Genomic DNA, 13,039 nt, shown 5'->3' with positions numbered 1-13,039 from the left:
CAACAGCCGCGTAGCAGGGCATGCTGGGCGGGAACCCCGGAGGCCCCGAGCATGACCTGGTCCATCGTTGCCCATGACGCCGCGAGCGGCGCCTTCGCCGTCGCCGTCACCACCTGCAACCTCGCGGTGGGCGCCGCCTGCCCCTTCCTGCGCACGGCGGTCGGCGCGGTCTCCACGCAATCCATGAGCAACCGCTATCTCGGCCCGGTGGTGCTGGACGCGCTGGCGCGTGGGCTGTCGCCGCAACTCGCGCTCGATGCCGCACTGGCCGGCGATGAGGGGCGCGGTCTGCGGCAGATCCATGTGGTGGACCGCCACGGGCGCGTCGCCGCGCATACCGGCGCCAATTGCGTGGAATGGTGCGGTAGCGTCGCCGGAGATGGCTTCTCGGTCGCGGGCAACATGCTGGCGAATGGGACGGTGGTGGCGGTGACGGCGGAGGTCTTTGCCACGCGCGCCGACCTTCCCCTGCCCGAACGGCTGATGACCGCGCTGCACGCCGGGCAGGCGGCCGGTGGCGACCGGCGCGGCAGGCAATCGGCCGCGTTGATGGTCACCACCACCGAGGATTTCCCCGACATCAACCTGCGCGTCGATGACCATGGCGAGCCGCTGGTCGAGTTGTCCCGCCTGCTCGCGCTGTGGCGAGTGCAGGCGGAGCCGGGCCAGGCGACGCGCCCGTCCCGCGCCAATCCGGCGGGGCTGCTGGACCTCGATGCGATCGAGGCCGGCTGGAAGGCGCGCGGGATGGATCTGCGCTTCCGCCGTTGAGGGCTTGCACGCCGCGGCGCGTGACGGCAGTGAGACGGCATCGACAGGAGGACAAGCATGCGTCAGCACAGGATTGCCGCCATTGGCGGGGACGGCATCGGGCCTGAGGTGATCGCCGCCGGCTGCCGCGTGCTGGACGCGACGGCGGCCGCGCAGGGTGGTTTCTCGGTGGCCTTCGAGAACTTCGACTGGGGCAGCGCGATGTATCGCCGCACCGGCAAGATGATGCCCGATGATGGGCTGAAGGCGTTGGAGGGCTTCGACGCCATCTTTTTCGGCGCGGTCGGCGCGCCGGACATTCCCGACCACATCACCCTGTGGGAATTGCGCCTGGCGATCTGCCAGGGCTTCGACCAATACGCCAATGTCCGCCCGACGCGGCTGCTGCCGGGCGTGCGCGGGCCGCTGCGCGAGGATCTCGGCAAGCAGATCGACTGGGTGATCGTGCGCGAGAATTCGGAGGGCGAATACGCCGGCGTCGGCGGGCGCGCGCATCGTGGACTGCCGATCGAGGTGGCGATGGATGTTGCGGTCTTCACGCGCGAAGGCGTGGCGCGCATCTGCCGCCATGCCTGCGAAGTCGCGATGGCGCGGCCCCGAAAGTTGCTGACGGTGGTGACGAAGTCGAACGCGCAGCGCCATGGCATGGTGATGTGGGACGAGGTCTGCGCCGAGGTTACCGGGCAATATCCGGCGCTGACCGTGGACAAGATGCTGGTCGATGCGATGACCGCGCGGATGGTGATGAAGCCGGGCAGCGTGGACACCGTGGTCGCGACCAACCTGCATGCGGATATCCTGTCGGACCTGGCATCCGCATTGGCGGGGTCGCTCGGCATCGGGGCGACGGGGAATGTCGATCCTTCGCGCAAGCGGCCCTCGATGTTCGAGCCGATCCATGGCTCGGCCTTCGACATCACCGGCAAGGGGATCGCCAATCCGCTCGGCTCGTTCTGGACGGCGTCGATGATGCTAGAGCACCTGGGCGAGCCGGCGGCGGCGCAGCGGCTGATGCGCGCGGTGGAGGTGGTGACGGCGCGTGGCGATGTGCTGACGCCCGACCTCGGCGGCAAGGCGACGACCGAGCAGGTGACCGATGCGGTGATCGCCGCGCTCGCCGGCGCCAATACGTAGCGGGTTGCACGGCGGTCCGTTTCGCTGTCTGCTCCGCGCAGGGAATTCGCTACGCGGCCAAAGACAGGGAGACGGACCATGATGCTTCATCGCATTGCGGCTGGACTGTTGGCACTCGCAGCTTTCACTGCCCAGCCGGCCCGTGCGCAGGACCGCGCGTTGCTCCAGCTCGACTGGATTCCCTCGGGCGAGCATGCGGCCTATTTCGCCGGCGTGGCGCGCGGCTTCTTTCGGGACAACGGGATCGACCTGTCGCTGACGCGCGGCTATGGCTCGGGCGATACCGTCAACAAGGTCGCCGCCGGCGCCGCGCAGTTCGGCGTGGCGGATCTCGGCGCGGTGCTCGCGGCACGTGCGCGACAGAATGTGCCGGTGCGGTCGATCTCGGCGGTCTACACCTATTCGCCGCACAGCCTGTTCGTGCTGCGGTCGTCCGGCATCACCAATTTCCGAGGCCTGGAGGGGCGGCGCATCGCCATCACGCCGGGCAACAGCCACCGGCTGTATTTCCCCGAAGTCGCGCGCCGCGCCGGCACGGACCCTGAACGCATCACCTGGGTGAACACCGATGCCTCGGCGATGGCGGCGCTGCTGATCTCGCGCCGCGTCGACGCCGCACCCTTCTATTCCATCCATTACTACTACCAGAACAAGGCGGCGCAGCGGGCCGGCGAGGAGATCGTCGTGCTGCCCTTCGTCGAGACGGGCTTCGCGATCTACGCCGCCTCGCTGGTCACCACGGATGACATCATCCGTACCAACCCGGATCTGGTGCGGCGCTTCCTGCGTGGTGTGCAGCAATCCTTCGAATGGTCCAACGCCAACCAGGCGGAAGCCTGTCGGCTGCATGTCGCGCGCAATCCGGAAGTCGAGCAGGACGATTGCGAAGGCTCGCTGCGGGCAACCATGGCCTTCGTCTTCAACCCGCATCAGGTGGAGACGCGGCTCGGGCGGTTCTCGCCGGAGCGGCTCGCCTTCACCTGGCGCGTGGTGGCGGAGAGCCTGCAGTTGGACCCGGCCTGGGACCCCAACCAGGCCGTCGATACCAGCTTCCTGCCGTGATCCGTCTCGACGGGGTCGGCAAGACCTTCCGCGGCCGCGACGGGGCGGAAGTGGAAGCGCTGCGCGACGTGTCGCTCAATGTCGCCGAGGGAGAATTTGTCGCCATTGTCGGCGCCTCGGGCTGCGGCAAGTCGACCTTGCTGCGACTCGTCGCCGGGTTGGTAGGCGTGTCTGCCGGCGGCGTTTCGCTGGATGGACAGGCAGTGACGGCGCCACGCGCCGAGACGGCGATGGTGTTCCAGGCGGCGACGCTGCTGCCCTGGGCGGATGTGCTGCGCAACGTCACCTTCCCGCTGCGGCTGATGGGGCGCATGGAGCGCGACACCGAGGACAAGGCGCGCGCGTTGCTCGCCACCGCCGGCCTGGCGGGGTTCGAGGGCAGGCTGCCACGCGAACTCTCGGGCGGCATGCAGCAGCGTGTGGCGATCTGCCGCGCGTTGTTGCAGGAACCACGGCTGTTGCTGATGGACGAACCGTTTGGCGCACTCGACGCGCTGACGCGGGAGGAAATGTCGATCGAATTGCTGCGGCTGTGGGCGGCGCGGCGGATGGGGGTGCTGTTCGTGACGCATTCCATCCCCGAAGCGGTGCTGCTCGCCGACCGGGTGGTGGTGATGTCGCCGCGGCCGGGGCGCATCGTCGATGTGGTGGAGGTCGCCCTGCCGCGGCCGCGTTCCTTCGACCAGGAGGGCTCCGATGAGTTCCAGCGCTGTGCGCGGCGCATCCGCGCCCACATCTTCGGCGAGCGCGCCGCGCGCGCGGCGTGACGTGATGGCCCGCCTGAAGGCCGGGCTGCCGGCCTGGCTCGCCGTGATCGGGATGTTCGTGGTGTGGGAGGGCGCGGTGCGCGTCTTCGGCATCCGCGAATTCCTGCTGCCCGCGCCGTCGGCGATTTTTGTCGCCACCGTCGGGGCCTGGCCGAATGTGCTGCGCCATACCATGGCGACGCTGGGCACGGTGATGCTGGGCTTCGCCGCCTCGGTTGTCATCAGCCTGCCGCTGGCGATGTTGATCGCGTCGTCGCGCGCGATCTCGGCGGCTATCTATCCGTTGCTGGTGGTGACGCAGTCGATCCCGAAGGTGGCGTTGGCGCCGATCCTGATCGTCGCCCTCGGCGCGAATGAATTGCCGCGGGTGATCGTGACCTTCCTGGTGGCGTTCTTTCCACTGGTGGTGTCATCCGTCGCGGGATTGTTGGCGACGCCGCCGGAACTCGTGGAACTGGGGCGCGCCTGTCGCGCGGGGCGCGTTCAGGAATTGCTGCGCATCCGCCTGCCCTTCGCGGTGCCCTTCGTGTTCGGCGGGCTGAAGGTGGCCGCGGCGCTGTCGGTTGTCGGCGCGGTGGTGGCGGAATTCGTCGGCGCGGATGCCGGGCTCGGCTACCTCATCCAGACATCGATGGCCTTCTTCCGCACGCCGCTCGCCTATGGCGCGGTGGTGATCCTCGCCTTGATGGGCATCCTGATCTTCCAGGCGGTGACGCTGATCGAACGCATTCTGTTTCCCTGGTCGAGCGGGTCCGAGCAATCGGCTCCGCCTTCCGCCTGATCCAAAGAGGTCCACCATGGCCGAGACCGAAGCCGGCACCACCATCATTCGCGGCGGGCTGCTCGCCGACACGTCGTTGCGGCGCGCGGCAGCGGCCGATGTGCTGATCCGCGATGGCATCATCGTCGAAATCGGCGCCGGGATTGCCGCGCCGCCCGACGCCAAGGTGGTGGATGCGACCGGGACGCTAATGCATCCGGGGCTGATCAACGCGCATACGCATGGGCATGGCGGATTGGCGCGCGGCCAGGGAGACAAGTGGACGCTGGAGTTGCTGTTGGCTGCGGCGCCATGGATCGGCGGATCGCGTTCCCTGCAGGACAAGAAACTGACGACGCAGATCGTCGCCGCCGAGATGGTGCTGAAGGGCTGCACCGCGGCCTATGACCTGTACTACGAATTCCCGATGCCGTCGGCCGAGGGGCTCGATGCGGTGGCCGAGGCTTATGCCGGTATCGGGATGCGGGCGGTCATCGCTCCAATGGTTGCCGACAAGACAGTCTATGAGGCCATCCCCGGCCTGTACGACACGTTGCCCACGGCATTGCAGGCGCGCGTCGACAAGCTGCGCCTGCCCGCCTGGGAACGCACGCTGGATGCGATGCGCGGCGTGCTGTCGAACTGGCGCTGGAACGGCAAGGACATCCGCGCGGCGGTCGCGCCGACCATTCCGCACCATTGCTCGGATGCCTTCATGTGCGGCTGCCGGGACTTGGCGCGCGACTTCAAGGTCGGGCTTCACAGCCATGTCGGCGAGAGCAAGGTGCAAGCGCTGGTCGGCATCAAGACCTATGGCAAGACGCTGGTCCAGCACATGGACAGCCTTGGCCTGATCGGGCCGGAATTCACCGCGGCACACGCGATCTGGCTCGATGATGACGACCTGCGCATCATGCGCGATCGCGGCGGGTCGCTGGCGCACAACCCCGGCAGCAACATGCGGCTCGGCAATGGGATGTTCCGCTTTCATCGCGCGCGCGAGCTTGGGGTGAATGTCGGCATCGGCACCGATGGGGCGAACTGCTCGGACAACCAGAACATGTATGAGGCGATGCGCTACGCCTCCATGCTGTCGAAGGTGCAGACGCCCGACCCGCGCTTCTGGGCCGGGGTGGAGGATATCTACACCGCCGCGACGCAGGGGTCGGCGCGCGCGCTGGGCTTCGACGACATCGGCGTGATCGCGCCGGGCAGGAAGGCGGATATCGTCTTCCTCGACCTCGGCTCGATCAACTGGATCCCGCATAACTGGTCGGTCAACCAGGTGGTGCATACCGAGGACGGCAACGGGGTGCGCCATGTGATGATCGGCGGGCGCTTCGTGGTGCAGGACCGGCGGCTCCTGACGCTCGACCTGACGAAGCTCGCCGTGGAGGCGGAGGCAGCACGCGAACGTCTTGAAGGGCTGAATGCCGAGTTCAAGGATCTGTATGACCGACTGGAGCCGGTCGTCGCTTCCTTCTGCCCGGCCTTCGCCGCGCGGCCTTATCACATCCGTCAGTATCTCTGCGACGCGCCGGCCTGAGGACAGCACCCATGGAAATCGTCGATCTCAGCCGCGAGATCTTTCATCGCACGCAGACGCATCCGAGCCACCCGCCGGTGGTGATGACCGTGTGGAACGACCACAGCGAGAAGAAAGTCGCGGGCAACACGACCTTCAGTTCCAAGGCGATGTCGATCGCCTTCTCCGACCATGCGGGCACGCATGTCGACGCGCCGGTGCATTTCGACCCGCGGCCCGGCGCGCTGTCGATCGACGAGGTGCCGCTGGAGAAGTTCTACACCAGCGGCTTTTGCATCGACCTTTCGCATATTCCGCTGAAGACGGCGGCAACGTTGGAGGAAGTGCAGGAGGCCGTCGCGAAATCCGGCCAGACGATCCAGGCGGGCGACACGGTGCTGGTGTGGCTGGCGACGAATGAACGGCTGCTTGGCAAGCCGGGGTATCTGCACGACTTCCCGGGCCTGTCGCTGCCGGCGATCCACTGGCTGGCGGATCAGGGCATCGGGATGTTCGGCGTGGAGGCAATCAGCCCTGCCCCGGAAGGCGAGCCAAATTTCCAGGCGCATATGGCCTGCGCCGAACGCGGCATCACGCATATGGAATGCCTCGCCAACCTCGACAAACTCATCGGGCGCGGGCGGTTCCGCTTCATCGGCTTTCCGCTGAAGATCCGTGGCGGGACGGCGAGCCCGATCCGGGCGGTGGCGGTGTTCGAATAGCACCTGAGCGACCGGCGGGAGGTTATGCCCCACGCCGGCCGCGGCCCGGCTATTGCTGTTCCAGCCCCGCTTCGCGCGCCCGGCTCGACAGCACCGTGATCTGGTTGCGCAGGAAGTCGTGGAATTCCTGCGGCGTGCTGCCACGCGGCGTGTAGCCGAGGCGCGCCAGGCGCGTCTTCAGTTCCTCATCGCGCAGCACCTTGTTCAGCGCTTCGTTGGCACGGGCAACCACGGGTGCGGGCGTCGCGGCCGGCACGCCCAGGCCGAACCACACATCGAAGGTGAACTCCGGCAACACCGAGGCCACGGTCGGGATTTCCGGCGCGAGGGCGAAGGGGCGCGGCGAGGTCACCGCGATCGCGCGGATCTTGCCTTCACGCACCTGCGGCATGGCGGCAGCGAAGTCGGTGAAGGTGCTGTCGATGCGCCCGGCGATGACATCGGTCAGTGCCTCGGGGCCGCCGCGATACGGCACGCCAGTCATCTCGACGCCGGCCATGCGGGCCAGCGTGGCGGAGGCGATCAGCGCGGAGGAATTGCCGTGGCTGAAAGTGAGCGGCGTGGGCGAGGCCTTGGCGTGGTCGATCAGGCCGCGCAGGTCCTGCGCCGGGGAGGATGCCGGCACCACCAGCAGATAGGCGGTCTCGGCGATGAATCCGATCGGCGCGAAGTCGCGCAGCGGGTCATAGGCGAGGCGCCGCACCGTATAGGTGTTGAGCGCGCCATTGGTCACCGACAGCACGCACCAGGTGTGGCCGTCGGGCGCGGCGCGTGCCGCGCTCTCGGTGCCGACCACGCCGTTGCCGCCGGGGCGGTTGTCGACGATCACCGGCTGGCCGAGCTCGCGCGTCAGCGGTTCGGCGAGGTGGCGCATCAGCGTGTCGGTCACGCTGCCGGCGGGGAAGGCGACGACCAGGCGGATCGGCCGGTCGGGCCAGCGGCCCTGGGCGAAGGCCGGGGTGGCGAACAGCCCCGCGCCGGCGCCCAGCAGCGCGCGGCGATTCAACGACGACATGTGGTTCATCCCTTGGACGGTGCGGATCCGATGAAACGGTGGATCTCGGTGTTGTCTACCGCGGGGCCGAGGGCGGCGACAGCCTCGGCCCAGCGCGCCCGGCATAGCGCCAGCATGGTGGCCGGATAGCCCGTCTCGGTCGCGATGCTGCCGGCGGTGTCGAGGTCCTTGCGCATCAGGCCGAGCTGGAATCCACCGGCATAGCGGCCGGAGATGATCTCCTGCCGCGACTTGGTCTCGGTCGCGATGTTGCGACCCGAGGACGCATTCATCACATCCGTCAGGATGCCGAGGTCGAGGCCGAGCGCCTCCCCCATGCGCAACGCCTCCGCGGTCGCCAGCAGGCCGGCCGCGTAGACGTAGTTGTTCAGCGCCTTCATCGCATGTGCGCTGCCGACGGCGCCGGTGCGGATGATCGCCTCACCCATGCCCTTGAGCACGGGTTCAGCCTGGGCGAAGGCGGCGTCGTCGCCGCCGACCATGATGGCGAGCGTGCCGGTCTTGGCCTTGGCGACGGAACCGGAGACCGGCGCATCGACGAAGCGGGCCCCGCGCGCCGCGACGAGGGCGGCGAGGCGGCGGCTCTCGGCAGGCTCGGACGAGCTCATGTCGATCACCAGCATGCCCGGGCGCAAGGCGGCGACGAGGCCCCCCTCGCCTTCCATCACCGTCGCGACGATGCGGCTGTTGGGCAGCATCAACACGACGGCCTCGGTGCCAGCGGCAACCGCCGCGGGGCTGTCGGCAAAGGCTACGGTGCCGGCCGGCGCCCCTTCGGCCAGCGCAGCGCGCGCCGCCGCCGAAGTGTCGCAGGCGAGAACGCCGAAGCCGCGCGTGATCAGGCTGCGCGCCATGGGCAACCCCATCATGCCGAGGCCAATGAATCCGATCGGTCGCGGTGTTGCCGCCATGGTCGTTTCCCTTCGTGTTCCGTGGCGCAATGCTCAGTCGCGCCGGCGCGCAAGGCAAGAGGCCGGGCGGGCTTAACGGCGGCGCGTTCCGCGCATAGGCTGGCATTCATGGCGCCATGGATCGCGGCTCTCGGTGCGACGCTGCTGATGCAGTCGGTCGCGTCCTTCATGACGCAGAGCCTGCCCGTGGTCGCGCCGCTGATCACGGCGAGCGCCGGGTTGGCGCCGGAGCGTGTCGGCAATTTCTCCTCCCTGGTGGCGTTCGGGACGGTGCTGTTCCTGCTGCTGGGCGGGCCGTTCCTCGCACGGCTAGGGCCGGTGCGGACGCTGCAGCTCGGGGCGGCAATCTGCGCGGCGGCGATGCTGACCGCCGGGCTCGGCACGGTGGCGGCGCTGGGGTTGGCGTCGCTGCTGCTCGGGGTGGGCTATGGGCCCTCGCCGCCCGCCGGCAGCCGCATCCTGGCGGCGACGGCGCCGAAGGAACACCGCACGCTGATCTTCTCGGTCAAGCAGGCGGGGGCGCCGCTGGGGGGCGCGATGGCAGGGCTGATCTCGGCGCCGATCGCTGCCTCCGCCGGATGGCCGGTGGCGCTGCTCGTCGCGGTGGTCACGGCGCTGGCGGCGGCGGCGCTGATCCAGCCATTGCGTAGCGTGCTCGATGCGGAACGTGACCCGGCACGCAAGGTCGGATTGCGCGATGTGTTCTCGCCGCACAACATCGCCGCGCCGATCGCCGCACTGCGCATCGATCCGCTGCTGCCCAAGCTGGTGGCGCTGTCGGTCTCCTTCGCGCTGTGTCAGGGCTGCCTGTTCTCCTTCACCGTCACCTGGCTAGTGGAGACGCGGGGCATGGGGTTGGTGCAGGCGGGCAGCACCTTCGCGGTGATGCAGGTGGCCGGGGTGGTGGCGCGCGTGCTGCTCGGCTGGATCGCCGACCGGACGGGGCAGGCCACGCGCAACCTGGTGGTGCAGGCTTTCGTAGCGTCCGGGTCGGTCGCGGCGCTGGCGCTGCTGCCGGTTGGCGCACCCACCGCCGCGCTGATGGGGCTGTGCGGGCTGGCGGGGTTTGTCGGCGCGTCGTGGAATGGAATTTCGCTGGCCGAGGTGGCGCGGGTGTCGCCGCCGGACCGGGTCGGCGACGTCACCTCAGGCAGCACGCTGTTCGTCTTCCTCGGCTATGTCGCCGGGCCGTCGGCCTTCTCGCTACTGGTCACGCTGTCGGGCGGCTGGGAGTTGCCGATGCTGTTGGTGGCAGCGCAACTCGCCATCGTCGCGGCGCTGGTGGGGGCGTCGCTGCGGCGCTGATCAGCCGACCCAGTGCGCCGCGCGCTTTTCCTTGAAGGCGGCGATGCCTTCCTTCGCTTCAGGCCCGGCGGCGCATTTCGCGAAGGCCTGCGCGCCGGCTTCGGCGTAGCCCTCGGGCGAGAGCGGGCCGAGGGCGGCGATCAGCGCCTTGGTCTCGGCGAGCGCCATGGGCGCGCCCTGGCGGATATCGGCGATGATCGCCGTGACCGCTGCGTCCAGTGCGGCGGCGTCGGCCACCACCTGATGCACGAGGCCGAGGCGGCCGGCTTCCGCCGCGTCGATGACATCGGCGCGCAGCGTCATGCGCATCGCCGCCGAGCGGCCCATGCGGCGGACCAGCCAGGGCAGGATCTGCGCCGGCACCAACCCACGACGGACTTCCGGGGCGCAGAAGCGCGCATCGGCGGTGGCGATGGCGAAGTCGGCGGCACAGACCCAGCCGAGGCCGCCGGCATGCGCCGCGCCCTGCACTGCCGCGATGACGATTTGCGGCAGCGAGGATAGGCGGATGAAGCGCTGCCCTGTGGCGTGGTTGCGCGCCTGCGCGGCGGCGGCGCGTTCCGCCTCGGTGTTGCCGACCGCGCCGACCTGCGTCAGGTCGAGCCCCGCGCAGAAATGGCCGCCGGCACCGGAGATGATGACGACGCGCGTCGTGGTGTCGGCGGCGAGTTCGTCGAGCGCAGTGTCGATCGCCGCGCCCATCGCGCTGTTCATGGCGTTGCGTCGCTCGGGGCGGTTCAGCGTCAGCCGCGCAACGGCGCCTTCGCGCGTGAGCAGCAGCGGTGTCTCGGTCATTCGTTCCTCCGTCGTCTTCGTCGCGCAGGATAGACCCGGGCCGCGCAACCGGCGATATGGGCGCTGCAACGCGGGAGGATGGACACATGGCGGAACGGATCGGCCTCGGCATCATCGGCTTCGGCATCATGGGCGAGCGGCTGGCGCGCTTCGCCGCCGAGCATGACCAGGTGCGGCTGGTGGGCGTGTGGGACCCATCGCCAGAAGCAGCGTCGCGGCTCGCGGCCGCGCTGCCGGGCTTGCCGATGCTGGCCTCGCCCGAGGCGGTGATCGCCGCATGCGATTGCCTGTACATTGCCGCGCCGCCGGCCTTTCACCTGGTGCATGCGAAGGCCGCCTTCGCAGCCGGCAAGGCGGTGTTCCTGGAAAAGCCGCTGGCGGTCGATGCCGATGAGGCGCGCGCCTTCGTGGAGGCCGCCGAGGCGACCAGTGCGCGCGGCGCGGTGAATTTCCCGATGGCGTCGTCACCCGCCGTCGCGCAGCTCGCCGCCTGGCGTGCGGAAGGCGTGGTTGGCGCGCCGCGCGAATTGTCCATCACCGCCGCCTTCACAGCCTGGCCACGGAGTTGGCAGCGCGATGCCGTCACCTGGCTCGACAAGCCGCAGCAGGGCGGCTTCACGCGCGAGGTGGTCTCGCATTTCCTATTCCTGACGCGCCGGCAGCTTGGTCCGCTGGCGCTGGAAGCGGCGCGCGCCACCTTCGCTGTGCCCGGCCGCTCCGAGACGGCGATCGCGGCACGGATGACGGCCGGCGGCGTGCCGGTCAGCCTGTCGGGTGGCGTCGGCACCACGCTGGCCGATGACCACAATCTCTGGGTACTGGAAGGCTCGGCCGGCGCGATCCGGTTGCGCGACTGGTCCTTCGCCGAACGTCGCGGTGCGGATGGTGTCTGGGCCGCGGCGGCGGATGCGTTGCCGAACGAGCGCATGCGGCCGATGGTGCTCAAGCGGCAGCTCGATGGCGTGGCGGCGATGACGAGCGGCGAGAAGCATCACCTCGCCACGCTGCGTGAGGCGCTCGACGTGCAGCTGGTGGTGGAGGCGATCCTCGCTCAACCGGCGTAGGGCAGGCCGACATAGTTCTCGGCGAGCGTCGTCAACGCCGCCGTGGAACCGATGAGGTAGTCGAGTTCTGCCAGGCGGATGCGGTCCTCGAAGGCGTCGCCATCATCATAGCGGTGAAGCAGCTGCGTCATCCACCAGGAGAAGCGCTGCACCTTCCACACGCGGTCGAGGCAGGTGGCGGAGTAGCTGTTCATCAGCGCCTCCCCCTGCCGGGCGAAGAACTGCTCCAGCGCGCGCACCAGGACGCGCACATCGGCAATGGCGAGGTTCATGCCCTTCGCCCCGGTGGGCGGCACGATATGCGCGGCGTCACCGGCGAGGAACAGCCGGCCATGGCGCATCGGCTCGGCAACGAAGGAGCGCATGGCGGTGACGCCGCGCTGCAGGATCGGGCCTTGTTCCAGCGTATCGCCGAGGCGGCGGCGCAGCGCCCCCCAGATGCGGTCATCCGACCAGGTGGCGAGGTCCTCATCGGGCGCGCATTGCAGGTAGAGCCGGCTGATTGTGGCGCTGCGCATCGTCGCCAGGGCGAAGCCGTCGGCGTGGCGGGCATAGATCAGTTCGTCGGAGATCGGCTTCGCACGGGCGAGGATGCCGAGCCAAGCGAAGGGGTAGATCCGGTCGAAGATGCGCAGATCGGCTGCGGGGATGGCGGGGCGGCAGATTCCGTGGAAGCCGTCGCAGCCGGCGATCACGTCGCAGTCCAGCACACGCTCCGCGCCGTCCTGCCGCCAGGTGATGCGTGGGCGCGTCGTCGCGATGTCGTGAATGGCGACGTCATCGACGTCGAAGTTCAGCGGCAGGCCGGCGGCGAGGCGGATCGCGATCATGTCCTTCACCGCTTCCTGCTGGCCGTAGATGGTGACGGCCTTGCCGCCGGTCAGGCCCGACAGGTCGACGCGGTGGTCCTGTCCACGGAAGCGCAGGTCGAGGCCGTGATGCACCAGTGCTTCGCGATGCAGGCGGTCAGCGACGCCGGACTCCGTCATCGTATCGACCGAGCCCTGTTCGAGCAGGCCGGCGCGGATGCGGCTCTCGACATGGACGCGCGAGCGCGCTTCGAGCACGACGCTGTCGATGCCTCGCTGATGCAGCATCTGCGCCAGCAAGAGGCCTGCTGGTCCGGCTCCGATGATTCCGACCTGTGTGCGCATTCGTTGCCTCTCCCTTGCGCGACTTTGGCGACGCCGCGACGCGTCGCGCAAGCG

General features: G+C 69.1%; 13 protein-coding genes. 9 read left to right on the top strand and 4 right to left on the bottom strand.

Features of this window, described 5'->3' with window-relative positions; all coding sequences use genetic code 11:
• Positions 1 to 51 precede the first annotated feature (51 nt).
• From IEY36_RS08060 to IEY36_RS08030, 7 genes are all read left to right on the top strand, one after another.
• Positions 52 to 771: a DUF1028 domain-containing protein gene (locus tag IEY36_RS08060; RefSeq protein ID WP_188966520.1), complete on the top strand. Its 720-nt coding sequence runs from the start codon at positions 52 to 54 to the stop codon at positions 769 to 771.
• 57 nt (positions 772 to 828) lie between these two features.
• Positions 829 to 1,905: a tartrate dehydrogenase gene (locus IEY36_RS08055; RefSeq protein WP_188966519.1), complete on the top strand. Its 1,077-nt coding sequence runs from the start codon at positions 829 to 831 to the stop codon at positions 1,903 to 1,905.
• Positions 1,906 to 1,983: 78 nt separating this feature from the next.
• The gene (locus tag IEY36_RS08050) at positions 1,984 to 2,967 is read left to right on the top strand and encodes an ABC transporter substrate-binding protein (protein WP_188966518.1); all 984 of its coding nucleotides are present in this window, start codon (positions 1,984 to 1,986) and stop codon (positions 2,965 to 2,967) included.
• Entirely contained in the window at positions 2,964 to 3,734 is a 771-nt protein-coding gene (locus IEY36_RS08045; RefSeq protein WP_188966517.1) for an ABC transporter ATP-binding protein, read from the top strand. Before IEY36_RS08050 ends, IEY36_RS08045 begins: the two co-directional genes overlap by 4 nt.
• 4 nt (positions 3,735 to 3,738) lie before the next feature.
• The gene (locus tag IEY36_RS08040; RefSeq protein WP_188966516.1) at positions 3,739 to 4,515 is read left to right on the top strand and encodes an ABC transporter permease; all 777 of its coding nucleotides are present in this window, start codon (positions 3,739 to 3,741) and stop codon (positions 4,513 to 4,515) included.
• 16 nt (positions 4,516 to 4,531) lie between these two features.
• The gene (locus IEY36_RS08035) at positions 4,532 to 6,040 is read left to right on the top strand and encodes an amidohydrolase family protein (protein ID WP_188966515.1); all 1,509 of its coding nucleotides are present in this window, start codon (positions 4,532 to 4,534) and stop codon (positions 6,038 to 6,040) included.
• Between the two features lie 11 nt (positions 6,041 to 6,051).
• Positions 6,052 to 6,741, top strand: a complete 690-nt coding sequence (locus tag IEY36_RS08030; protein WP_188966514.1) for a cyclase family protein — start codon at positions 6,052 to 6,054, stop codon at positions 6,739 to 6,741.
• A 49-nt stretch (positions 6,742 to 6,790) separates the two neighbouring features.
• On the opposite strand, the gene IEY36_RS08025 is transcribed toward IEY36_RS08030, so the two are convergent.
• Entirely contained in the window at positions 6,791 to 7,756 is a 966-nt protein-coding gene (locus IEY36_RS08025) for a Bug family tripartite tricarboxylate transporter substrate binding protein (RefSeq protein WP_188966513.1), read from the bottom strand.
• Between the two features lie 5 nt (positions 7,757 to 7,761).
• Positions 7,762 to 8,667 carry an NAD(P)-dependent oxidoreductase gene (locus IEY36_RS08020; protein WP_188966512.1) on the bottom strand — a complete coding sequence of 302 codons (906 nt, stop codon included), beginning with the start codon at positions 8,665 to 8,667 and terminating at the stop codon, positions 7,762 to 7,764.
• A gap of 108 nt (positions 8,668 to 8,775) precedes the next feature.
• On the opposite strand from IEY36_RS08020, the gene IEY36_RS08015 reads away from it, so the two are divergent.
• Complete coding sequence (locus IEY36_RS08015; RefSeq protein ID WP_188966511.1) at positions 8,776 to 9,972, top strand: MFS transporter; 1,197 nt, start codon at positions 8,776 to 8,778, stop codon at positions 9,970 to 9,972.
• Here IEY36_RS08015 and IEY36_RS08010 read toward each other — a convergent pair whose 3' ends face one another.
• On the bottom strand, positions 9,973 to 10,767 hold the full coding sequence (locus IEY36_RS08010) for an enoyl-CoA hydratase/isomerase family protein (RefSeq protein ID WP_188966510.1): 795 nt from the start codon (positions 10,765 to 10,767) through the stop codon (positions 9,973 to 9,975).
• 86 nt (positions 10,768 to 10,853) lie between these two features.
• Here IEY36_RS08010 and IEY36_RS08005 point away from each other — a divergent pair, with 86 nt between their 5' ends.
• Positions 10,854 to 11,831: a Gfo/Idh/MocA family protein gene (locus IEY36_RS08005; protein ID WP_188966509.1), complete on the top strand. Its 978-nt coding sequence runs from the start codon at positions 10,854 to 10,856 to the stop codon at positions 11,829 to 11,831.
• On the opposite strand, the gene pobA is transcribed toward IEY36_RS08005, so the two are convergent.
• Positions 11,819 to 12,985 (bottom strand): 4-hydroxybenzoate 3-monooxygenase, encoded by a 1,167-nt coding sequence (pobA, locus tag IEY36_RS08000; RefSeq protein WP_188966508.1) that lies wholly within the window; start codon positions 12,983 to 12,985, stop codon positions 11,819 to 11,821. The two genes, IEY36_RS08005 and pobA, sit on opposite strands and share 13 nt — an antisense overlap.
• Between the last annotated feature and the right edge of the window lie 54 nt (positions 12,986 to 13,039).

The sequence above is a fragment of the Neoroseomonas lacus genome, assembly GCF_014644535.1.
GTDB lineage: Bacteria > Pseudomonadota > Alphaproteobacteria > Acetobacterales > Acetobacteraceae > Neoroseomonas > Neoroseomonas lacus.
This window is presented reverse-complemented; position numbering and strand designations above follow the sequence as displayed.

What these genes read in the sequence shown, in the direction of transcription:
- IEY36_RS08060 (WP_188966520.1), top strand. Translation starts at nt 52, where the DNA reads ATGACCTGGTCCATCGTTGCCCATGACGCCGCGAGCGGCGCCTTCGCC.
- IEY36_RS08055 (WP_188966519.1), top strand. Translation starts at nt 829, where the DNA reads ATGCGTCAGCACAGGATTGCCGCCATTGGCGGGGACGGCATCGGGCCT.
- IEY36_RS08050 (WP_188966518.1), top strand. Translation starts at nt 1,984, where the DNA reads ATGATGCTTCATCGCATTGCGGCTGGACTGTTGGCACTCGCAGCTTTC.
- IEY36_RS08040 (WP_188966516.1), top strand. Translation starts at nt 3,739, where the DNA reads ATGGCCCGCCTGAAGGCCGGGCTGCCGGCCTGGCTCGCCGTGATCGGG.
- IEY36_RS08035 (WP_188966515.1), top strand. Translation starts at nt 4,532, where the DNA reads ATGGCCGAGACCGAAGCCGGCACCACCATCATTCGCGGCGGGCTGCTC.
- IEY36_RS08030 (WP_188966514.1), top strand. Translation starts at nt 6,052, where the DNA reads ATGGAAATCGTCGATCTCAGCCGCGAGATCTTTCATCGCACGCAGACG.
- IEY36_RS08025 (WP_188966513.1), bottom strand. Translation starts at nt 7,756, where the DNA reads ATGTCGTCGTTGAATCGCCGCGCGCTGCTGGGCGCCGGCGCGGGGCTG.
- IEY36_RS08020 (WP_188966512.1), bottom strand. Translation starts at nt 8,667, where the DNA reads ATGGCGGCAACACCGCGACCGATCGGATTCATTGGCCTCGGCATGATG.
- IEY36_RS08015 (WP_188966511.1), top strand. Translation starts at nt 8,776, where the DNA reads ATGGCGCCATGGATCGCGGCTCTCGGTGCGACGCTGCTGATGCAGTCG.
- IEY36_RS08010 (WP_188966510.1), bottom strand. Translation starts at nt 10,767, where the DNA reads ATGACCGAGACACCGCTGCTGCTCACGCGCGAAGGCGCCGTTGCGCGG.
- IEY36_RS08005 (WP_188966509.1), top strand. Translation starts at nt 10,854, where the DNA reads ATGGCGGAACGGATCGGCCTCGGCATCATCGGCTTCGGCATCATGGGC.
- pobA (WP_188966508.1), bottom strand. Translation starts at nt 12,985, where the DNA reads ATGCGCACACAGGTCGGAATCATCGGAGCCGGACCAGCAGGCCTCTTG.